The following is a 22924-nucleotide window of genomic DNA, read 5'->3' as shown; positions in this document are numbered from 1 at the left end:
TACAATTTTTCTCCACCTATTTTTCTCAAAAAAGGAGGGAATTCCAAATGATTTTTTCATAAATTTGTTAGGATTACATTACACATTTGTATTCATCTTTTGATTCCACTCAGGGATGAATACAGTAATTTTTATCACTTCGGGTTTGTTCGCGCAAACCCGTTTTTTCTACTTATTATATTGGGGTTTAATCTTTTTGGGTTGTTTTTTCTCATTCGTTGGTTTTTTATTTCATTTATTTTCTTTGAACAATTATTGTTTTATCCTTAAATAAGAACTTTACCTCGTTTGTTTTTTCAATCATTCCAAGCAAGCGGTCCAAGCTCTCATAACGTTTCAATGTTCCCGTAAAATTTAAATCTCCCGCCTCCTTATTCTGATAGAACACTTTCACATCGTACCAGCGCGATACCCGGTTCATGATATCAGCCAAACTCGATTCCTGAAAAACAAACTTTCCATCTTTCCATGAGGTATACAAATCAACGTTTACTTTTTTATTTTCCAGATCACCGCTTTTCTTTGAGAAAACGGCCTGATGTCCGGGACTGAGTAGCAGGTTTTCATCAGGATTTATATTATCCACTACCGAAACACTCCCTTCAACCAGTGTAGTACGTATGGCGTCTTCGTCGGCGTACGACGAAATATTAAAATGCGTTCCCAAAACACGTACATCAACACCCTGTGTTTTCACTATAAACGGACGGTTCTTATCCTTACTCACCTCAAAATAAGCTTCCCCTTCCAGCAACACCATTCTTTTATTGTCGGCAAACCGGGTAGGATAACGCAGCCGTGTTTCGGAGTTCACCCAAACTTTGGTTCCATCCTCCAATTGTAATTGATACTCTCCCCCTCTTGGTACCACCAAACTGTTGTAAGTTATTTTATTGCTATCCGTTTTTGTACTAACATTGTAAACCAAAGCAGAACCGGTATTACTAATTACCGTACCATCTTTTTCCTTAATTTCATCCTTCTCTTTCTTCTCATCCAAATTCAATACTTCTCCATCATCTAATATGAGCTCGGCCTTTTGTGATCCCGGCTCAATTGCAGCCAACCATTGTTCTTGTTTCGCGATTCCTGAATCGGAATTGCCCAGATACATCATTACAGAAAACAATCCAAGCATCAATAAAACTGAGGCTGCATATGGCATTGCCTTCTTAATCAATCTCATCCGAAGAGCGGTCCTGGATTGCTGCATCTTTCCAAGATACTTTTCAAATGCCCGTTCCACATTTGCCTGCGGTAATCGCAACGCTTCCTTTGAATTTGCAGAGAACATCTCCAACCCTTCGTAAAAGCGCTTATTTCCATTCTCATTCAACCACGTTTCCAGCTCTTGTTTTTCATCGCTGGTAGTAGGCTGTCCCCCAAGAGACCTGGAAATAATATCAATCATTTTTTCTTCCATTTGTAATTATAATTCAATGTATCAGTTAAGTGCGTACACTCTTAAGACAGATCTGTTTTGAAATGATGTGACAAAAAAATTAACTTTTTTTTACGTTTGATGAGTATTAGCTTTTAAACAAGATATAACAATCCCATTCATAAGGCAATAGACTTATAATTATCCGTTAAGAATGATGAATTAAGAATATCTGATTGAACAGTCCGCAGAAAATTTCAACAGAATGCCAACTTGATTTAAAAATGAAATCAGACAAAATAGTACTTAACAGTCACTTGTATAAAATAAGGTGCAGAAAGGTTTATTTATGAAAAAACAATAAATAAAACAGGTGTGGTGATTGGAGTTTTTCTCTCAAAAATTTAAAAGCACGTACCATATGAGTACGAACAGTATTTATGGTAACCCCAAGTTCTTCCGCCGCTTCATTATAAGTATACCCGTTTACACAACACAGCATAAATACTTCTCTGCATTTTTCCGGCAATTCGTTGATGGCAGAATAAATTAGCTGAGAATTTTCAATTGTATCGATATTTGCCATAGGAGCAGCTTCTTCTTTTTCCAAATGATCTATATCATGAATCAGCTTTTGTTCGCGCTTGATGTAGTTCAGACATAAGTTTCGAACCGATCTGAAAATATAGGCCTGAAGATTTGTTGTAACTGATTTAAATCGTTTCTTTTCCCAAAAATCAACAAAAAAATCCTGAACAATGTCTTCTGCAGCTTCCGAATCTTTTAGAATGCTATTGGCCCACAAAAATAAATCCTGATAATATTTCTTGAAGAATGCCTCATAAGATTTCCGACTTCCGGTACGCAGCAGTTCAGTAAGTATATCTTTTGATTCGGGCATATTGGGTTTTTAAATAGTGGTTAGTGCAAGCAAAAGTAGAACTTTTTTTGAAAGAAGAAAACAGTTGTTTTCAAGACATTTAGAATAGGATTATCATCTTCCGCTATAGGTACTCACATCTAATTAACAACAAAAAAAATACGTGTTAAATCAACTAAAATTTACTGAATCGGGAAAACTTGGCACATTTGACAGGTCACAATCATTTTTATTTTACTTAACTTGGAAACCGTTTTGAAATATGGAATCCGTTAGGAGTTTAATTTCGGAACAAAAAGGCAACCCACCGGCTGGTCATCAACCGGACTGATTTGAGCGTGAGACTGGAAGAGGAGGCCGATGGGCCCTGAAATATACAACAAAATCGTAACTAATTGTGCTGGAAGCAAATCCGGCAAAAAGAATTCAGTTACGATTAAAATTCAAAAAACAAATGGCAATAAATTTTAAAGTTATTGAAAGAGGCCAACCAGGTGTAGTAGGTGGCGGTGAAAAAAAATACTATGCAAGCAACATGATTAGTGGAAATGCTGACATTGAGGAATTAACTGAAGGCATAGAAAAAATAAGTACCGTGAGTGGTGCCGATATCCGGGCCGTACTTTATGCCCTGACTGATGTTATTCCAACTATGCTTGCCGATGGTAAATCGGTAAAACTTGGCGAAGTAGGAAACTTCCGGGTAAGTATCAACAGCGAGGGAAAAGAAACCGCTGAAGAGGTAAATGCCAACTGCATTAAAAAATCGAAGATTATATTTACTCCCGGTAAAAAATTAAAGGGTATGCTGGATCATTTAAAGTATCATAAATTGTAGACCTTAAATTTCATGCTTACCGCAACTTTTTGCAATCACTACTGCAACTTTTTGCGGTAAGCACTGCAAAAAGTTGCGGTAAGCATAATTCTAAAACGGGATAAGCACTCCGCTCTTGCGCACTACTGATTCTCTTTTTTAAATCTGCTGATCACAAAAACAAGCTCGTGGTTTACCTAGCAGTAAGCACATTTGTGTAATGATAAATATCTTAAGTAATAAAGCAAGGCTTCATTTCTTGAAATTGCACTTTCCCAAAAACGAATCCTGATCTTAATTCAAAATTTCAGTCGCCTAATCTCTTCGAAATACAACTTCGCCTTCCCAAAAATCGTTTTAATTAACACTTTTTAACACTAAAAACAAATCTTGTATTCACCCTTAGTTTATTTTTGTCTGTCTTTACTTATTAGAAAGACAGAAGCACACTTTTACCCGATAAGAGTTTCGATGAAACTGGTTAGGTTACTAGTAGCTGTAAAGTTTTATCTGCTTACAATGAAGAAACTGCTGAAAAATACAATTTCAATAATCCTGTTGGTGTTCTACCTTGCAGGTTTTTGCGGTTTCAACCTATTGAAGCAACATTGTTTTGGTTGTAATCAAAATCAATTTCATTTGATTTACAAAGCAGAACTGGAAAATTCTGAGAAACACCATTGTCATTACGATAATGGGCAAATACAAAAATGCCACCAAATAACCTATTCTTCCTGGCTTGAATCGGATTGTTGTACTCTGGAACACATCTACCTGAAAAACAATCCCACTACAACCATTCATGAAACATGTATGGCTCCACTGGTTCTGAAATTGGATTTAATTTATCACAATCTCTTACAGTTACATTCGGTTATCATTACCCTGCGAAATGTAAGTGGAAATCTTTTCCAATCTATCCACCTCTATACAAAACCAGCACAGGAGATCCTTTGCTGCTTTCTTTGTTGATCTCCAATCCCCAATTAGAAGTTTACGGACAGGATCACATTATTGGTTGTCTGAACAGGTTTCATTTCATGAATAGGTAACCATAGAAAGGCTGTTGCCTTTATTTTTCTCACGACCAACGAAGCTTACTGAACAGAACTGATCCTTTCGTCCGGCTCGTAAAAACTTCAGCAAAAGCAATCTTGTATCGTCACATAATTCATTCAATAAAGCAATGAATGGAGAAATTACATTCGATCGCAAGCCATAATCACAATCATTATTTAACAACTCAAGAGTATTTGAATTACTCTTGCTTGCTATACATATCATTTAATTGTTTCAACCAATGAAGAAATTATTCATTCTATTTCTCACACTTCTTCCCTTGTTCTCGGTTGCTGAGACAATCCAGGGGAAAATTGTGGAAAAAACCTCCACCAGTCAACAAGTTCCACTACCGGGAGCATCTGTATTTTGGAAAAACACAAGTGTCGGTACAGCTTCTGATGCTGAAGGGCGATTCAATCTGAAATCAACAACCGAATCGGGCACACTTATCGTTCAGTTTGTAGGCTACAAAACCCGCGAAATCGACATCAACGAATTGAAAGGAAATCATGACTTGATTATTGAGCTTTTCCCCAGCATAGAACTGAATGAAGTAATTGTTTCCAAACGAAAATTGGGAACAGTTATCGATCGCGAAAACCCGATTCAATCGCAAAGCATTACCGGAGCCGAACTCTGTAAAGCTGCTTGTTGCAACCTATCGGAAAGCTTCGAAACCAATGCCTCGGTGGATGTATCCTATGCTGATGCAGCCACGGGAGCCAAATCCATCAAATTATTGGGTTTAACCGGAAAATATATCGAAATGATGACTGAGAAGAATCCTAATTTTAAAGGTTTGGCTTCGGTTTACGGCATGGTTTATGTTCCCGGTCCCTGGATGGAATCTATCCAGGTTTCCAAAGGAGTAGGTTCGGTAATCAACGGTTACGAATCCATTACCGGACAAATCAACATTGAATACCAGAAACCCCAAAATGCTCCGAAATTGTACCTGAACGCTTATACCAACAGCATGGGAATGGCAGAGGGCAACCTGATTTCGGGTGTAAAAATTAACAGAAAACTATCCACCTCTATTCTTGTGCACGGGCAGGACAACAACAAGGAAATCGACTACAACCACGACCATTTTCTTGATGATCCTATGGTTCGCCAATACAATTTTGTGAATCGTTGGCAATGGAAACCCGGTAAAAATTGGAACACGCAGTTTGGCATTAAGGTGATTGATGAGCAACGAATCGGCGGGCAGAAAGGTTTTGATACCAGCAAGCCCAACGACCAAAGCAATGCTTATCGTATTGATATTGATACCCGCCGATACGAAGCCTTTGCCAAAGTTGGTTATCTGTTGCCCAATGATGAAGACAGGAGTATTGCCTTGATCACCAATTTTGCTTCCCATGAGCAGAACTCTTTTTACGGTTTGAAAAACTATGATGCCGACCAGAAGTACTTCTACACCAACTTGCTGTTTCAATCCTACATAGGGAATCTCAAAAACAAATATACTGCGGGCTTGTCTTTCATCTACGATGATTTTCAGGATCAGTTGAGCGAAAACAATCCTCTGGGTACGGATCGAACCGAAAAAGTTGCCGGAGCTTACCTGGAATACACTTGGTTGCCTTCTGATAAAATTACCCTGCAAACTGGCTTACGCTACGATGACCATTCCCTGTTTGGTGGATTCTTTACGCCACGCTTACACTTTCGATACGAAATAACACCCCGAAGCACCATTCGTTTAGCTGCAGGCAGCGGACGAAGAACGGCCAACCCAATTGCAGAAAATAGTTTTCTTTTGGCTTCCAGCAGATCCTTTGATATTAAAGAAAGGCTGAACCAGGAAAAAGCCTGGAATGCAGGCTTGAGCCTAACCCAATACTTTAACCTGTTTGGAAAAGAATTTACAGCTTCGGCCGACTTTTACCGTACTGAATTTGAGAATCAGGTGATTGTAGATGTGGACAGCGATGTGCATAAAGTAAGATTCTACAATCTGGATGGAAAATCCTTTGCTAACAACTATCAGGTAGAACTGAAATTTGAGCCCGTAAAGCGCTTGGATGCTACTACTGCAATTCGGTTTTCGGATGTAAAAGCAACGATTAATGATGAGTTCCAGAAAGTTCCCTATGTAAATCATTACAAAGGATTAGTTAACCTTTCCTACTCCACCAACATGAACATCTGGCAATTCGATTTTACCACTCAATTCAATGGCGATATGCGAATTCCATCCACAGCAGCCAATCCCGAAGAACACCAGCGCAAAGCAAAATCTCCTGCCTACACCGTGATGAATGCTCAAATCACCAAGCGTTTCAGATTGTGGGAAGTTTATGTGGGATCGGAAAATCTGGGCAACTATACTCAAAAGCACCCGGTAATTGCTGCTGACGATCCTTTTGGGGAATATTTTGATGCTTCCATGATTTGGGGTCCAATACAGGAACGAAAGTTTTATTTGGGCTTGCGCTTAACAATTGAATAGCTTTAAAACATCAAACCATTCACCTAACAGTGGATTAATTACAAATAAATTTTAAATAGTAACAACCGCTAACAGCTTGTAGCTTGAGGCAAAAAAAACACAAAATGAAAACTCTTATCCAAGTACTGAAAAAAGCCTTTATGGCCATCGCAATCATCCTGTTCACCACTGCTGCCTTTGCTCAAAAGAAGGAAGCAAAAAAAGTCGAAACTGTAGTTTTTAATGTAGAGATGGACTGCCAGGAATGTGTGAACAAAATTGAGAAAAACATCCCTTTCGAAAAGGGTGTAAAAGACTTGAAGGTCGATTTAAAAAGCAAGAAGGTTACGGTTTCTTACAAAACCAATGCAACCACAAAAGAAAATCTGAAAAAAGCATTAGAAAAACTTGACTTTAAGGTGACTAAGGAAAAGAAATAACCCCCTTCTGTTAAAAGGCAAAAAAAAGAGGGCGTCCGAAAAGTAAAGTTTTATTTGAAAATGTCATGTTGAGCGAAGTCGAAACATCTGTTATTCAAAGATAAAGATTCTTCGTCCCGAATTCATCGGGATCAGAATGACAATAAGATTGACCTTTTTGGACACCCTCTTTCTTTATAAACATACCTTGTAAGAAATTTCGATTCTGACGATGTTCCTGCAAATTGTATTTCTCTTCCGGAAAAAAGTTGCGGTAAGCATAATTCTAAAACGGGATAAGCACTCCGCTCTTGCGCACTACTGATTCTCTTTTTTAAATCTGCTGATCACAAAAACAAGCTCGTGGTTTACCTAGAAGTAAGCACATTTGTGTAATGATAAATATCTTAAGTGATAAAACAAGGCTTCATTTCTTGAAATTGCACTTTCCCAAAAACGAATCCTGATCTTAATTCAAAATTTCAGTCGTTCAACCGCTTATTTTTTTGGTTTCAAGCAGATTATTTTAATACTGTTGTAACAACAACAGGTAATGAAGAATTTCTTTCACAATATCATTAAGGCTTGGCAGTTATTCACAGAAACACCCCATAGATAAATAAGTTTTATATGATTATAATTTGTTTTTATTTGCCATATAGCCTGTCCCGAACTTGTTTCGGGAGAACTTACCATGCTTGGAATAATCATCCCCTGTGTGTCAAAATCGCTTTGGCATGGACGCTTCATATAATTCAATTAACATCGAAACATGCCTTATAAAATGTTTCTTTTCAGCTATATCTTCGTTAAAAAAGATGCATCGTAACATGGCTATGCTTTACATTTTGCCTCGATACAGCTAAAAATTAATTCATTTTAATGAAAGTCTGTTTTGAAATTAAATGGATATAATTCACTGCATGAGACGAAGGTTCTGTACCGGAAATCATTTTTTCACTATACACGAATGTGTATTCTGACAGACTTGTTAACTCCTGAAACACTTCCTTCAAACTCGCATTCTCCATTCTCATGGAAATGTTAGATCCCTGACTAAATCCTTCAGCAGAAACACTAAACACCACTAAAAAGAGTAAAACAGCTGTTAATTTCATAACCCTAACGGTTTTCTTCCAGACATCACTTGGGGAATGCCCGAACAAATGTTTTTTTTTCATAAATTTGGGTTGTTGGTTAAAATTAAGCGCAATTTGCCTTGCGCATGGTTAAACTTTCATTTAGGGAGTGTTAGAGCACTCCCTTTTTTTTATTTCACAGTAATTACATTTTTGTTTGTTGTAAAAGATGTTTCGCCTGTTCCTTCCAGCAGACTTAGTATTGATTCTATTTCTCCATAACGAGGCACATCAACCGAAAACCTTGCATTTTTCACTTTCGCATTTGCAAAGAAAACTTTCACATCGTACCATCTCGCCAAATCATACATGATATCTTCAAGACGCCGGTTATCGAAAATAAACTTCCCATTTTTCCAGGCAGTAACAGCCTCAATGTTTGCTTTGCATTCAATCATCGACTGATCCGATTTATTCAAAACGGCCTGTCTTCCCGGGGTCAATCTGATTAATTCTCCCCTCGAATTGGTTACTTCAACACTTCCCTCAACCAGAGTGGAGATCATCTCTTTCTCGTCGGCATAGGCTCTTACATTAAATTCCGTGCCCAATACCTTAAGTTCCATCCCCTCAGATTCAACTATAAACGGCCAATCCTTGTTCTTTGCTACATCGAAGTACAATTCCCCTTTCGCAACTACTCTTCTCTCTTTTCCTGAAAATTTAGATGGAAACTCCAAATAAGAATCTGCATTCAGTTTAACCACCGTACCATCTGGCAATTCAATTTCATATTCCCCTCCAACCGGCGTTACAATTCGGTTCAACTCATTTCGTTTTCCGGCCTCCATTAAATCAGAATTTATCTTCATTTTATGGCTATCCTTTTCCACCAATAAATTATCAGCAGAACGAATGATACTTGAAGTATCCTCCTTTAAATCGACAACATCACCATTGGCAAAATATAATTTCGCATTGGTTTCACCTGACTTAATCTCATAAAACTGTGCAATTTTGTTATCGTACTTAGGAACCTGATTCAAAATAAAAAAGCCTATTGCCAATGGCAATACAACTACTGCTGCATAGCTTAGCCATTTGCGATAATCTGGCTTTTTAGAAATTTTCCGATCAAGCTTTTTCCAGGCCTTTTTCATATCAAAAGCATCGTAATCGACACTTTTATTAAGGATTCTTTCTTTTTTGGTTATTTCATAAAAGAGTTTTTTGTTCTTAGGTTCTTCAAGCCAGAGATTCAACTCTTTCTCCTTATTTTCATCCAATTCACCCCTTAGATATCGGACGATCAGTTTTGAAATATTTTTGTTTGATGTGTGCATAATTTCCCCAATTTGATTCTAAGAAACGTTTACCTGCCAGGTGGGTGACAGGTAACGAATTTTTTTTTCAATTAAAAAAAGATTCGCAATAGTCTTGAAAAGTAAAAAAGTTTTGAAAGGTCGAAAAATCTAACAATCGAATACACATCACCTAACTCTATCTCTCCTAAAGCTACTCTTTATACATACCTTGTTGGCTGAAAAAACCAAGGGCAACAAGATATATAAAATTGCATTCATGATCTTCACTGCGTTACGGTACCCCTTTCAAGGGAAAGATTCAATTTGAAATGCATGCAAAAGTTAAAGTAGTGAATTCTACCATTTTAAGCAATCAAACTCTTGCTTGGGAAAGCGAATGTTTGTGTATAAAGAGTAATCTAATCGTCGCCATGTGGATAACAACTTACTTCAGTGGAAAATTATTCGTGTCATGAGTGGATTTCCTGAAAGCAAAACCTTCCTGCTGGATCAAAAACAACAAATTAACACGCTTCTATTTCTTCATGAAATTAACCGAAGCTTACTGCTTATCAGCAGGTTCAATTAAAACAATTACTTTCCGCGGTAAAGAACAAAAAAGCAATACTCCAGACAAGTAACAATTGACCCCGGCTTAATGTGGATTCATTATAAAAAATAACTTCTCTCAATAAAACAATCGTTTTCGAAAGCCTGATTTAAGAAGAAATAATAACTTTGACAGCAACAAACACACTAATTTACGGAAACCGGTATGAGAAAATCTTTAGCTAACAAGCTCCTGATCTACTTTGTCGTACTCAACTTATTATCAATACTTATTGTTGGTATATTTGCCTATACTCAGGCAAAAGATGCTCTTATTCTGCGTACTTTCAACCAGCTTACCTCCGTTCGCATTGAAAAGAAAAAACGCGTTGAAGATTTTTTCCAGCAATGCATTCATGAAACAGAAGCAATCAGTACTCTTACATTCAGTCTCCCTCCTGAAAAAAATCAGCTGAATCTCTCCCATCTCATAAGTGATCACCGTATTTTTAAAACTGGTTTTGCCTCCTTACTTACCGGCAAACAAAATTATAAAAGCATTTACATCTATCAGTCGAATACCGTTTCTTCGGGCTTTCAAATCGAGCCAAAAACCGGTGATCTGAGCCAAACAAAATTACAGCCTGAGCATCTTCAGTTGTTTGCCGGTCTGCTTCCTAAAAATGAAATTTCGGTTCGGGAACTGCTCAACACAAAAGATCAGTCAAAAACAGAAATTCTTATCTGTAAAACAATCATCTTTCAAGAGCAAAAGGTGGTTTTGGCTTTTGGTATCAATACAGAGATTATCAATTCCATTATGCTGGATAGAAATCCGTTAAACGGATTGGGTAAATCCGGCGAAGCCTATCTGGTAGGCGAAGATCATCTGCTGAGAAGTACGAGCCGCTTTCAGGAAAATTCAATTTACGCCCTAAAATCCTCAACCAGAGGTGTAAAAATGGCATTTCAGGATAGTATTGGTTCTGATATTTTTAAAGATTACCGAGGCGTTCAGGTGCTAAGCTCTTACAGTAAAATGAATCTGCCAGATTTAAATTGGGTGATTCTTGCTGAAATAGATCAACACGAAGCCATGATTCCCATTCGGAATTACGGAAACTCTATGTTTTATATTCTGATTATTCTAAGTTTGCTGCTGTTGGGCGTTGTTGCCATAATTGCCAATACCATAACTGCTCCTATCCGAAAATTACGGGCCGAAACCGAGAAAATTTCATCGGGAATTTATGAACAGGTTACTGATATAAAAGCGGATGGCGAAATAATGGAATTGGTGGCCGCTTTCAACCAAATGACTCAGAAAATAAAAGAACAGCAGGAGAATCTTCAAATTGCCAAAGACCAAAGTATTTCATCGATGATAGATGGACAGGAAGCTGAGCGAAGCAGACTGGCCAGAGAACTGCACGATGGATTGGCTCAAACAATTTTGGCTATAAAAATGCGGTTGGAAAATACAGCTCCGGAAAATGCTGCTGCCGTATTGGGTGAATCGAAGGAAATGTTTTCCGATTTAATGACAGAGATCAGGGGCATGTCGAATGATTTAATGCCTGCCGTTTTACGGGAATTTGGATTGAATCATGCTCTTGGCAGTCTGTTGCAGCGAATTGAAGAAAACAGCTTATTACAAACTGATTTGCAGATTCAGGATAACTTGCCTGAAATCAGTAAGAAAGCAGAAACCTACCTCTACCGAATTGCACAGGAAGCAACTAATAATATTATTAAACACGCACAAGCTAAAAATATCAACATCTGCTTAGCGCAAAAAGCAGATTCCTTGTTTTTCGAAATAAAAGATGATGGTATTGGATTGCCTCTGAATGGAATTCCTAAAAACGGCAACGGCTTATCAAATATTAAGGAACGCATTTCCATATTGGGCGGAAATGTATTTTTTGAGGAAGAATATCCTCATGGTTTAAAGGTACAATGTAAAATTCCATTGGTAAAAATATCAATATGAAACGTCCATGCCATAGGTCTTTTAACACACAGGGAGATGATTATTCCCTGCATGGTAAGTTCTCCCGAAACAAGTTCGGGACAGGCTATATGGCAAAAACTTAAAATTATAAACATATGAATAAGATTAATGTTGTTTTGGTTGACGATCACAAACTGTTTCGCGACGGATTAAAATCCTTACTGCACAACACCGAAGACATAACAGTTGTTGGGGAATTTGGAAACGCAAATGATTTGATTGAACAAATGGATCAATTGGCTGCCCAAATTATCATTACTGACATTAGCATGCCGGGAATGAATGGCATTGAACTAACGCAATATCTGGCAAAAAAACATCCTTGCATAAAAACCATCATTCTATCCATGCACAACAATAAAGAATTTATTTTAAGTGCCATGGATGCCGGTGCAAAAGCGTATCTGCCAAAGGATATTGCGGGAGAAGAACTCAACAAAGCCATTCAAGAAGTGAACAAAGGCAACGAGTACTTTAATCAGGGGATCAGCAATATTGTAATGAGAAGCCTTATGCGCGGCAATAAAGATGACAAAAATCACGGGGAGTTAACCAAACGGGAAACCGAAGTGCTTCGTTTGGTGGCAGATGGATTCATGAATAAAGAAGTAGCAGACCAACTCAGCATCAGCGTTCGCACAGTTGATTGCCATAAAAACAATATTATGAGCAAATTAGGCTTAAATACTACTGCCGAATTGGTAAAATATGCCATCAAAAACCACATTATCGAAGTCAATTAGCAAATTATACACAAATATTCGCTTTACCACGAAAGAGGATGCCGACAGGCGAAAGAGTACATTGTAAAAATTACAATTACCAGAATTATTTACTGCTTAACAGACTTTTAAAAACTTCACCCCAACCTTCTCCTAAAGGAGAAGGAGCTTTACAAATCCAACAAACAAAAAATTTGAAGCCATTTTCTCTTCTCCTTTAGGAGAAGGATAGGATGAGGTATTTTTAAGGGAAGGTACCGACAGGCGAAAGAGTACATTGTAAAAATTACAATTACCAGAATTATTTACTGCTTAGCAGACTTTTAAAAACCTCACCCCAACCCTCTCCTAAAGGAGAAGGAGCTTTACAAATCCAACAAAAAAAATTGAAGCTGTTTTCTCTTCTCCTTTAGGAGAAGGATAGGATGAGGTATTTTTAAGGGAAGGTGCCGACAGGCGAAAGGGTGCATTGTAAAAATTACAATTATCAGAATTATTTACTGCTTAACAGACTTTTAAAAACCTCACCCCAACCCTCTCCTAAAGGAGAAGGAGCTTTACAAATCCAACAAACAAAAAATTTGAAGCTGTTTTCTCTTCTCCTTTAGGAGAGGATAGGATTAGGTATTTTTAAGGGAAGGTGCCGACAAATTTCAGAAACTAAGATCTTATTTCAACTCCCGATACCATCCTAAAATCAAGCTTTAAATATACAAGATCTCAATCTTTCGAGGATGTAGATTGACTAAAGTTTATGCCTGATTATTAAGGTGACCTAAAATTATCTCCTGATCCTACTATATTTACGCACTAGGTAATTCACCTAGTGTATCGCCATTTTTCGTAATTCATTTTAGGGGTAATTCTCTATTTCGGGCTGATTTGCTCTCTCCTATATTCGTCATTGAATAATTCACACAATAACAAACTAACATTAATTCTATGAAACGATCAGGCGTATATCTGCTAATCGCATTTATGCTGAGTATTTGCAGTTCTTCTTTTGGACAAAAAGAGAAAGCGAAACTTGATTTTGGTGCCGATGTAATGAGCCGCTATGTTTGGCGGGGAACACAATTTGGAGGGACAAGTCCGAGTCTTCAACCATCGGTAACTCTCAACTACAAAGGCTGGGAATTGGGTGCATGGGGAGCTTATTCCTTAGGCGGAAACAATTCAGGTCAGGAATTCGACCTTTATTTGGGTTACACTTTTGCCAAAGATCTGTTTAGCCTTACACTAACAGATTACTACTTCCCAACCGAAGGCGAAGATTACAATTATTTCGAGTTCAACAATGATCTTACAGGTCATGTGTTGGAAGGAAGCTTCCGTTTTAACGGCAATGACAACATTCCATTTGCTTTGATGGTTGCCGTTAACTTTTGGGGAGCAGATGCCGTTAAACTTGGAGATCATCCAAACACAACTGATTTCAATCAGAAAACAGGCCTCCAGTATTCTACCTACACTGAGCTGTCGTACAGTCATAAAATGGCGAACGACGTAACTCTTGATGCTTTTTTAGGAATGAATTTAACCAAACCGGCAGAAGCAAAAACCTCTACAGGATTTAACGGCGAAAGCGGCTACTACGGAAGTAAAGCAGGTATTGTTAATCTAGGTGTAACTCTTTCTAAAGAAGTTGCACTCAACGAGAAATTTTCCTTACCCGTTTCAGCATCTGTAATCACCAATCCAGTAGATGAAAAAATCTATTTCGTATTCGGATTTTCATTTTAATAAACACTAAAAACTAAATATTATGCTTGATACAGGATCAACTACTTTTATGATTTTATGTACCAGTCTGGTAATGTTAATGACACCAGGACTGGCCTTTTTCTATGGCGGACTAGCCGGAAAACGAAATATCTTAGGCGTAATGATGCAAACGTTTGTTTCATTGGGCATCACCACAATTATGTGGGTAACCATCGGTTATTCTCTATGTTTTAGCGGTGGAGAGGGAGGTATAATTGGAAACCTTGATTTTGCATTCCTAAATGGAGTCGGTTTTGATACCATGTACGCAGGTGCCGGCAGTAAATATCCAAATTTTATATTTATAGCTTATCAAATGATGTTCGCCATCATTACACCTGCTCTGATTACCGGGGCATTCGTGAATCGTGTCACATTTAAAGCTTACCTCTTCTTTTTAGTGGTATGGCAATTATTTGTTTATTATCCATTCGTACATATGATTTGGGGCGGAGGAATCCTTCAGGAATGGGGTGTTCTTGACTTTGCCGGTGGTGTAGTTGTTCACGCAACTGCCGGTTTTGCTGCACTTGCATCTGTATTTTACGTTGGAAAACGCCGTGACAGACAAAGCCCTCCCAACAGCATTCCATTGGTAGCAATTGGTACTGGTTTGTTATGGTTTGGATGGTATGGTTTTAATGCAGGAAGCGAATTGGATGTAAATAATATTACAACACTTGCATTTTTAAATACCGACGTTGCAGCTTCTTTTGCGGCTATTACATGGTTAATTATAGAGTGGTCACGAGAAGGGAAACCTAAATTTGTAGGCTTATTAACAGGAGCTGTTGCCGGTTTGGCAACCATTACGCCAGCAGCCGGTTTCGTACCATTATGGGCTGCAATGCTTATTGGTATTCTTGCAGGTGCACTTTGTTACCTTGCTGTTCAACTTAAAAACAAATGGGGCTGGGATGATGCTCTGGATGTTTGGGGCGTTCACGGTATGGGTGGTGTCTTTGGAACTATCTTATTGGGTGTATTCGCATCTTCGTCAATTAACGGTCAATCGGGTCTTTTAGAAGGAGATGGTGCTTTCTTCTTTAAAGAGGTGGCAGCCGTGTTAATCAGTGCCACTTATGCTTTCATTTTCACTTATTTAATGCTGACAATAATCAACTTTATAACTCCCGTTAAAGTTAAAATGAAAGATGAAGATGATGGATTGGATGCATCTTTGCATGGTGAACGTGCTTACGATGATGGAGCCTTGTAATCTTTTTACTACATACATTTATTCAAAGCAGCTTCTTTTTAGGAGCTGCTTTTTTTTTGTGCTTAACTGGTTCCAAATCAGAAATCAGCAGAATGTAATAAAAGTGTAAATTTTTCTATTTGCATTGAAATATATTTTAATACATTAGTGTATCAGTTTCCTTGATTATCAAAGAAGCAAATAGAACTAAGACCTGCGGTTAATTGTAACTGTTCGTGGTCAAATCTGAAACACATAAAACACTTATTATGAAAATATTAGCCGTTGAAAAAGAATTAAAAGATGTTGACTGGAGTAACAAAAGCTGCATTTTAGAACAGGAAGCCCGTCACGTTCACGAATTATACATATCAGAATACCTGCGTGAAATCTATTTTAATGAAGACAATAATGCTGTATTGATAATGGAATGCAAGAGTTTGGAACATGCCAAAGAAATTTTAGATGAACTCCCTTTGGTAAAAGAAAAGCTGATCAAGTTTAAGATCATGCAACTCAACCCTTACACAGGATACAAGCGAATTATCAAAAAAGAGAATATCCAGAAAAAATAATTATACCCCTTTACTTCTCGAAATACATGAACTTCACATGACAACTTGAACTGATACTAAGGTTATCATGTGAAGTTCTCAAAAATACGGTTTTAAACGTAGTCTTTTAAACAATAGAATCCTTACTCTTGTTTCATGCTTTTACAAATTGCACTAATAGTATCGGTTTTATTACAATTCGGAGCTTTTTTTATTACCATTAGCCTGATTCCAAAAACACGCTTCAACAGCTCCTGGATTATGGTTTCCATAGGTTTCTTACTCATGGCTTTGCGCAGATTTGCAGAACTTTTTAGTGTGTTCACTGCAGACCAGGATAAACCGGAAATATTCATCACCAACTGGATGGCTGTCGTAATTTCATTGCTTATGTTTTTTGGTGCTTTTTACATTCGCCGTATTTTTCAACTTCAGGATAAGGTAGATAAAGAGAGAAAAGAAAATGAAGCCAAAGTGCTGAGTGCAGTTATCAAGACCGAAGAGCAGGAACGCCATCGCTTTGCCAAAGAATTGCACGATGGATTGGGGCCGATTCTCTCCACCATTAAAATGACAAATTCCGCTTTAAATAAATCTGCTGAAAATTCAAATAACCTGCAAATCATTCAAAAAACAGATCAGGCCATCAACGAAGCCATTATCACCGTTAAGGAGATATCCAACAAATTGAGTCCTCATATTTTGGAACGATACGGTTTGGAAAAAGCCATTAAAACATTTGTCGGGGGAATTCAGCTGACCGATCAATACCAAATTCAATTGATTATTCAATTGTATGGAAAACGTTTCGACTACAATGTGGAGTTGATTCTATATCGGATCATCGGTGAATTGTTCAGCAACACCATAAAACATGCTTCTGCATCTAAAATCGATCTTTCACTCCTTAGCTATCATCAAAAATTAGAATTGATGTACTGTGATAATGGGATCGGCTTTTCCACGGAACCAAGACCGGTAAAAGGAATGGGCTTGTCGAACATCCACACGAGGGTAAAATCGTTGGATGGAACCATTGAAATAAACAGCCGGAAAAATGAAGGCTTTTACCTCAAAGTAGAAATACCAATATCATGACTGAATCTTTAAAATTGGCACTGGCTGATGATCACGATTTGTTTCGTGAAGGGCTATCCTTTCTTCTCAACAATCAAAACAGCAAACCTGAAATTAAGGAAGTAAGTAATGGTCAGGAATTATTGGATTTGCTGGCCAACTGGCAGGCTGACATTATTCTTATGGATATTGAAATGCCGGTAATGAATGGAATAGAGACAAGTAATGAGGTGATGAAAAAATATCCTGGCACAAAAATAATTGCTCTTTCGATGCATGCCAACGAAAATTATTATTCGGAAATGATAGATGCCGGAGCCAAAGCCTTTTTGCTGAAAAATTCCAGTTTCGAAGAGGTTCAGCAGGCCATTGATGCCGTTATGGAAGGAAGAAATTTCTTTTCGCCCGAAATATTGGAAAGTATTATTGCCAATTTGAACCGAAAAAAAAATCAGCCCTCAAAATCTGATTTAACACAGCGGGAAATCGAGATTTTATACAATATCTGCAAGGGTTTATCGAACCAGGAAATAGCCGAAATGCTTTTTATCAGCAAACGCACAGTTGACAAACACCGCGAAAACATACTGCTAAAAACCCAATCGAAAAACACAGCATCTTTAGTTATTTATGCCATTAAAAATCACATTTTTGAGGTGTGAAAAAGTGGGAACCCAAAATCTGAAAAGACTAAAGACATTCCTTTTACTCCAGACACTCTACGTACAAATACCTATTGCGCAATTACGTTTTTATACGCTGATATATAGCTTACAGATGAAATACTTTTGATGATAACAAATCAAAATATTCTGCTATGCTGATCCCTTTTTTAATTCCTTTTGTAATCGCCGTTTTTTTATCCGTAAATATGGGGGGAAGCGGCACCGGACCAGCCTTTTCTGCAGCCTATGGTTCTAATGTTATTAAAAAGAGTTTGATTCCAGGCTTATTTGGACTGATGGTTTTTACAGGTGCAATTGTTGGTGGTGAAGAAACAGCCAAAACCATTGGAAAAGGCCTTCTTGATCCACAATTAATGAGCTTTTCGGTTGTCTCCGCCATATTATTAGCCGTGGCGGTTTCCTTACTAATTGCCAATCTCTTTGGTATCCCTCAATCAACCAGTCAGTCGACGGTAATGGCCGTAACTGCACCGGCAATCTATTTCCATTCACTAAATACCAACAAACTGTTATTCGAAATACTCCCAACCTGGTTCATAATGCCAATTGTGGCTTTTGCACTGGCATTTTTTATTGGCAAATACATATACAAACCCATACGAAAACGTGGCTACACGATCTCCAAAAAAGTAAACGACAGCTATCTGTTAAAAGGCCTAATTGTAATTATGTCCTTATATGTGGCCTTTTCCATAGGAACCAATAATGTTGCCAATGCTGCCGGTCCCTTATCATCAATGGCCTGCAACGAGCTAATGGTGAGTCAAAACCGCTACTTACAGGTAATGATACTCGCCACATTAATAGTCGCACCAAGTTTTTCCATTGGCAGCTCAGTTTTTGGTGATAAAATTTTACAAAACACCGGAAAAGAAATCGTGCTGTTTGGAAGAATCGAAGCAGTTATCATTGCTTTTATCTCAGCAAGTTTATTGCTAAGCGCGTCTCTAATCAAAGGAATTCCAACTTCGTTGGTACAGCTTAATGTTGGTGCTATTATTGGAATTGGAGTTGCTAAATTGGGATTCCGCAACATATTCCGGAAAACCGAAGTCGATCGGTTTTTTGTGATGTGGATCATCGCTCCCATGGTTTCTTTTGGTTTGTCGCTGTTGTTCATCTATTTGCTCGATATAATGGGACTCATTGATTTATAATTTGTTTTGATCCGCAAACTTTCAAATATATATAAAAAAAAAGGATTCAATTATTGGAACAACATTCTCAACTATTTTTATTTTAAAATGATGCAGCATATCAAAAAAAAGCGCCCTTAGCGATGAAATATCTCTGAGGGCACTTTACATTTTTAACTAGACTTATTTCATCGAACAAACAACAGGAGGCTGCCATACTTTCAAGTCAATTCCTTCAATCAGGATATTCTCATCTTCAATTTTAACTACTACTCCAGAGTGTACCTTTTGCATCATGCAATGTTTCGGTAAAAACCTCACCGTTTCACCCACTTTTACATTTTTTCCATGAAACCGGCCCTCAAAAGCAATGACCATACAGCAACCCACCGATGTAAACTTAGTCTCGCTTTCTCTCCTTCTGCACGGACCAATTAGGTGTACAGTAACCAACAAATGATCAATCTTTATCACTTTCCCGTAATGTACTATCGGACATCCCAAGGGTCTGTACTCAATCACTTCCCCTATCTGCAAGTTAACTAAAGACATAGGCATCAGCACTTCCCTGCATGAAATTTCTCCTTTCAGAGGATCCAAAACAATATCAGCTTCGTAAGCATCAATTACTCCTACTGTTTTTTTCTGACACCCATTCGGCTCACCCATTGCTAATCTCTCAATTTCTATTTTATTAGCAATGAATCGTTCCTGCGTCAAAAAAGGACATAAATCCAGACTTGACGGTTTAATTTCAATCGCTTCAGCAAAATCAGTACATGAACCAAAGCCGCAACGCCCGCAATTGAACCCGGGAAGAAACTCTATTATCTTTTTTTCCATATTCCTATTCCTTAAAACGGCAACAACTTATTCACCAACATATTCCTGCATGCCATTCATTTTCCGTAACAATCCACGGTGATGTTCAGCACCAACTCTTTTTTCACCCGCACAAAGCGTGCATACCGAAAAAGGTGCATTGTGCCGCAAACTTTCATTTTCAGACACTACTTTTTCAGTACTTCTAATTTGCAAAGCCAATTCCGAAGCTCCTTGTCCGCTTAATCCATTTGCCTCAATGATTGAACAATTCGGATTGGTTTCCAAAATACACTCCCGAAATATCTCCCGCTCCGCCTGCGATATCATATCGCCTTTTGTAATCACCACAATATCAGCACAACTCAAAAAAGGCCCCACTTTCATCGGATTATTGGGTCCGCTGGTCGCATCAATTACACAGACACCCAAACTATTATGGGTATAAGGTGCACATCGATGACACAAACCCGCCGTCTCCATAATCAGAAATTCTGATTTTTGCTCTTTGGCAGACTCCAATATTGCATCGGTATTGTAAATTGAGAAATGATCGGGACACATGTCCATCGACAAGCCCAACTGAACGGGAACACCCAATTTTGCAAAGCGTTTGGGGTCGTCGGAATACAAACAGTCGATCTTTACAACCGATGGCTTTACATTCTGTTGTAACAATATTTTCAGGGTATGAATTAGAACAGCAGTTTTTCCGGCACCCGGAGTTCCGGCAACAATAATAAACTTCATATGATTATAATTTTAGGTTTTTGCCATATAGCCTGTCCCGAACTTGTTTCGGGAGAACTTACCATGCACGGAATAATCATTTCCCTGTGTACAGAAAGCTTTATACATGGACGTTTCATATTTTTTTTAAATTAAGACCTTTGAAAACAGCTTGGAAATCATCATTCGTTGCAGTAAATGATTTTGCATGGCTCATTTCACTAATCTGTTATTTCCACATGTACAACTCAATCACTCTCCGATTATAAGCATTTCAAAAAACTCGATTCCTGAAGCAATGCATCAAAATTTACTTCTTCTATTTTTTTACCTGCCCGTACATCTTCTCTCAAAGTCAAGATATATTGATCGATATCATTTAACTGCAATGATATTTGTTTCTCACGGTACGTACTTTCTATAATATCGCGCATACCTCCATTTCTCATAATAATTCTTTTTTGGGCACTTAATGCCAAAACCGGATCGTGAGTAACCACAAGAATTATTTTCCCCTCTCCCGACAGCAATTGTAAAGCCTCATGTTTTTTAATTCCGGCATTTTCAATTTCATCGATTAAGACAATCGGCGATTCGCTGATAATGGCAACATCTGCCACCATGAGAGCCCTGGTTTGTCCTCCGCTCAAAATCGTTAGATTATCACTTGCATTGATTGGCTCACCCGTAAGAGTGTTGGCAATAGAAATTACGTGTTTTACATCAATATTTTTTTTCCCCCGGCACTTGGCGTGAAGTTTTAAAAAATCGGCAACAGGCATGTCTGCAAAAAAATTCATATTCTGAGACAATTGCGCCACCATTTTTTTTCTGGGATCGCTCCGAAGTTCATGACAAGGAATTTCGCCATTAATTAAAATTTTGCGCTTGCTGGCTGTATCTCCTTGTGCCAACTGCTCAATATCTGCAATCAGCTGACTTTTCCCACTACCAGTAGGGCCAACAATCCCATATATTTCACCTTTGTTTATCCGTAAATCGGGCAACCGTTCCGTATTGCCTAACTTGTCAATACCTGCCTGTATTGTAATTTGATGTATTTTCATAAGCTACTCCGTTCAAATTGATATGGTACAAAGTTCAAGCTTATTCTGTTCAGAAGAAACAGCTTATGAACGTATTATGATGATAGGTTTTTGTACGTATTTACACAAGTAATTGTATCCACTACAAACAGGTATGTAAAAAAATCTTACAACTAAAGTCTTTTATATTTTGTGGCTTTAAATGCTATTAATTTCAAGTCAAAAATTATTTTTCCCTTTAAATAATGAATATTCAAATTTTTCCTTTATATTTACTTTGAATTACAAAGTACTTTTCATGAATCAGCAAAAATACATCGAAGACCTAAAGAACATCAAAGAGATGATGAACAAGTCATCTAAATTCATCTCTTTGAGTGGCTTATCGGGAATATCAGCAGGAATAATTGCACTTATTGGTGCCTATTTTGCCTGGATAACAATTTATTCAAAAACTGGATATCAGGATTTTAACCGAACACTCCTTAATAATGATCAGTTAATAGAATTACTGACAATTGGTATCGTAACACTCCTGCTCGCCTTAGGTTTTGGACTCTTTTTCACCAGATTAAAGACAAAAAAATTAAAACAAAAAGTGTGGGATTCTCAAACCAAAACACTTCTGATTAATTTGTTAATTCCATTGCTTAGCGGTGGTATATTTTGCCTGCTCCTTTTAATAAAAGGATACATCGGATTAATTGCGCCACTAACCTTACTATTTTACGGTTTGGCATTGGTAAATGCCAGTAAATACACAATAAGCGAAATCCGCAGTTTGGGAATGCTTGAAATTTTACTAGGTTTGACTGCAACTTATTTCATAGGATATGGTTTGATTTTCTGGTGCATCGGATTCGGTCTGCTGCATATCATTTATGGAATCATAATGGAGATAAAATACAAGTCGTGAAGGAATTACTTAAAAATTTAAATAAAGCTTTTGAAAACCGAATCCGGCTGGGAATCATGTCGGCTTTAGTGGTAAACGATTACCTCGATTTTAACGCCCTAAAAAACCTTTTGGGCGTTACAGATGGTAATTTGGCAAGCCATTTAAAGTCGCTTGAAAAAAGTGATTACATTCATGTGCAAAAAGAATTTCTGGATCGAAAACCCAACACTAAATATTCTGCTTCGGATGAAGGCAAACTAGCCTTTATCAGACACATAAAGGCCATAGAGCAATTGCTTAAATAATTTTTTTATCATTACACTTTGAATTTCAAAGTACTTTTAAAT

The 22924-nt window shown here is 37.7% G+C and carries 22 protein-coding genes; 14 read left to right on the top strand and 8 right to left on the bottom strand.

Annotated features, from left to right (window positions below):
• Positions 1 to 235: 235 nt before the first annotated feature.
• Both ACHZAX_RS07240 and ACHZAX_RS07235 read right to left on the bottom strand, forming a co-directional pair.
• A complete protein-coding gene (locus ACHZAX_RS07240) occupies positions 236 to 1411 on the bottom strand; it encodes a FecR family protein (protein WP_394698238.1) in 1176 nt (391 codons plus the stop codon).
• Positions 1412 to 1724: 313 nt separating this feature from the next.
• Entirely contained in the window at positions 1725 to 2282 is a 558-nt protein-coding gene (locus ACHZAX_RS07235) for an RNA polymerase sigma factor (protein WP_320018582.1), read from the bottom strand.
• A gap of 433 nt (positions 2283 to 2715) precedes the next feature.
• Here ACHZAX_RS07235 and ACHZAX_RS07230 point away from each other — a divergent pair, with 433 nt between their 5' ends.
• A complete protein-coding gene (locus ACHZAX_RS07230) occupies positions 2716 to 3099 on the top strand; it encodes an HU family DNA-binding protein (protein ID WP_101310930.1) in 384 nt (127 codons plus the stop codon).
• 1017 nt (positions 3100 to 4116) lie between these two features.
• Here the strand turns inward: ACHZAX_RS07230 and ACHZAX_RS07225 are convergent.
• On the bottom strand, positions 4117 to 4362 hold the full coding sequence (locus ACHZAX_RS07225; RefSeq protein WP_320018581.1) for a hypothetical protein: 246 nt from the start codon (positions 4360 to 4362) through the stop codon (positions 4117 to 4119).
• A 16-nt stretch (positions 4363 to 4378) separates the two neighbouring features.
• Here ACHZAX_RS07225 and ACHZAX_RS07220 point away from each other — a divergent pair, with 16 nt between their 5' ends.
• Both ACHZAX_RS07220 and ACHZAX_RS07215 read left to right on the top strand, forming a co-directional pair.
• Complete coding sequence (locus ACHZAX_RS07220) at positions 4379 to 6601, top strand: TonB-dependent receptor (protein WP_320018580.1); 2223 nt, start codon at positions 4379 to 4381, stop codon at positions 6599 to 6601.
• Between the two features lie 104 nt (positions 6602 to 6705).
• Complete coding sequence (locus ACHZAX_RS07215; protein WP_320018579.1) at positions 6706 to 7020, top strand: heavy-metal-associated domain-containing protein; 315 nt, start codon at positions 6706 to 6708, stop codon at positions 7018 to 7020.
• An 848-nt stretch (positions 7021 to 7868) separates the two neighbouring features.
• On the opposite strand, the gene ACHZAX_RS07210 is transcribed toward ACHZAX_RS07215, so the two are convergent.
• Both ACHZAX_RS07210 and ACHZAX_RS07205 read right to left on the bottom strand, forming a co-directional pair.
• A complete protein-coding gene (locus ACHZAX_RS07210; protein ID WP_320018577.1) occupies positions 7869 to 8180 on the bottom strand; it encodes a hypothetical protein in 312 nt (103 codons plus the stop codon).
• Between the two features lie 89 nt (positions 8181 to 8269).
• Complete coding sequence (locus tag ACHZAX_RS07205) at positions 8270 to 9421, bottom strand: FecR family protein (protein ID WP_320018576.1); 1152 nt, start codon at positions 9419 to 9421, stop codon at positions 8270 to 8272.
• A gap of 394 nt (positions 9422 to 9815) precedes the next feature.
• On the opposite strand from ACHZAX_RS07205, the gene ACHZAX_RS07200 reads away from it, so the two are divergent.
• The 9 genes from ACHZAX_RS07200 (at position 9816) to ACHZAX_RS07160 (ending at position 19103) form a co-directional block, all read left to right on the top strand.
• Positions 9816 to 9971: a hypothetical protein gene (locus ACHZAX_RS07200; protein WP_320018575.1), complete on the top strand. Its 156-nt coding sequence runs from the start codon at positions 9816 to 9818 to the stop codon at positions 9969 to 9971.
• A gap of 186 nt (positions 9972 to 10157) precedes the next feature.
• Positions 10158 to 11924 (top strand): sensor histidine kinase, encoded by a 1767-nt coding sequence (locus ACHZAX_RS07195; RefSeq protein WP_320018574.1) that lies wholly within the window; start codon positions 10158 to 10160, stop codon positions 11922 to 11924.
• Positions 11925 to 12040: 116 nt separating this feature from the next.
• Complete coding sequence (locus ACHZAX_RS07190) at positions 12041 to 12688, top strand: response regulator transcription factor (RefSeq protein ID WP_320018573.1); 648 nt, start codon at positions 12041 to 12043, stop codon at positions 12686 to 12688.
• 921 nt (positions 12689 to 13609) lie between these two features.
• Positions 13610 to 14410: a TorF family putative porin gene (locus ACHZAX_RS07185; protein WP_320018572.1), complete on the top strand. Its 801-nt coding sequence runs from the start codon at positions 13610 to 13612 to the stop codon at positions 14408 to 14410.
• Between the two features lie 22 nt (positions 14411 to 14432).
• Positions 14433 to 15650, top strand: coding sequence for an ammonium transporter (locus ACHZAX_RS07180; RefSeq protein WP_320018571.1), 1218 nt, complete (start codon positions 14433 to 14435; stop codon positions 15648 to 15650).
• A 248-nt stretch (positions 15651 to 15898) separates the two neighbouring features.
• A complete protein-coding gene (locus tag ACHZAX_RS07175; protein WP_101311721.1) occupies positions 15899 to 16204 on the top strand; it encodes a superoxide dismutase in 306 nt (101 codons plus the stop codon).
• A gap of 135 nt (positions 16205 to 16339) precedes the next feature.
• Positions 16340 to 17281: a sensor histidine kinase gene (locus tag ACHZAX_RS07170; protein ID WP_320018570.1), complete on the top strand. Its 942-nt coding sequence runs from the start codon at positions 16340 to 16342 to the stop codon at positions 17279 to 17281.
• Positions 17278 to 17922, top strand: a complete 645-nt coding sequence (locus ACHZAX_RS07165; protein ID WP_320018569.1) for a response regulator transcription factor — start codon at positions 17278 to 17280, stop codon at positions 17920 to 17922. The genes ACHZAX_RS07170 and ACHZAX_RS07165 overlap by 4 nt, the downstream gene beginning before the upstream one ends.
• 155 nt (positions 17923 to 18077) lie before the next feature.
• Positions 18078 to 19103 carry an inorganic phosphate transporter gene (locus tag ACHZAX_RS07160; protein ID WP_101311718.1) on the top strand — a complete coding sequence of 342 codons (1026 nt, stop codon included), beginning with the start codon at positions 18078 to 18080 and terminating at the stop codon, positions 19101 to 19103.
• Positions 19104 to 19265: 162 nt separating this feature from the next.
• Here ACHZAX_RS07160 and ACHZAX_RS07155 read toward each other — a convergent pair whose 3' ends face one another.
• The 3 genes from ACHZAX_RS07155 to ACHZAX_RS07145 all read right to left on the bottom strand — a co-directional run bounded on the left by ACHZAX_RS07155 (position 19266) and on the right by ACHZAX_RS07145 (position 21700).
• A complete protein-coding gene (locus tag ACHZAX_RS07155; RefSeq protein WP_320018568.1) occupies positions 19266 to 19925 on the bottom strand; it encodes a (Fe-S)-binding protein in 660 nt (219 codons plus the stop codon).
• A gap of 27 nt (positions 19926 to 19952) precedes the next feature.
• Positions 19953 to 20654, bottom strand: coding sequence for a GTP-binding protein (locus ACHZAX_RS07150; RefSeq protein ID WP_320018567.1), 702 nt, complete (start codon positions 20652 to 20654; stop codon positions 19953 to 19955).
• 242 nt (positions 20655 to 20896) lie between these two features.
• A complete protein-coding gene (locus ACHZAX_RS07145; protein ID WP_320018566.1) occupies positions 20897 to 21700 on the bottom strand; it encodes an ATP-binding cassette domain-containing protein in 804 nt (267 codons plus the stop codon).
• A 277-nt stretch (positions 21701 to 21977) separates the two neighbouring features.
• Between ACHZAX_RS07145 and ACHZAX_RS07140 the strand changes: the two genes are divergently transcribed.
• Together ACHZAX_RS07140 and ACHZAX_RS07135 are read left to right on the top strand one after the other, a co-directional pair.
• Entirely contained in the window at positions 21978 to 22595 is a 618-nt protein-coding gene (locus tag ACHZAX_RS07140) for a hypothetical protein (protein WP_101311726.1), read from the top strand.
• A complete protein-coding gene (locus tag ACHZAX_RS07135) occupies positions 22592 to 22882 on the top strand; it encodes a winged helix-turn-helix domain-containing protein (RefSeq protein WP_320018565.1) in 291 nt (96 codons plus the stop codon). Before ACHZAX_RS07140 ends, ACHZAX_RS07135 begins: the two co-directional genes overlap by 4 nt.
• Positions 22883 to 22924 lie beyond the last annotated feature (42 nt).

This window comes from Labilibaculum manganireducens (genome assembly GCF_963665805.2).
GTDB lineage: Bacteria > Bacteroidota > Bacteroidia > Bacteroidales > Marinifilaceae > Labilibaculum > Labilibaculum manganireducens.
The sequence above is the reverse complement of the archived record's forward strand: the minus strand, read 5'-3'. Positions and strand labels throughout refer to the sequence as shown.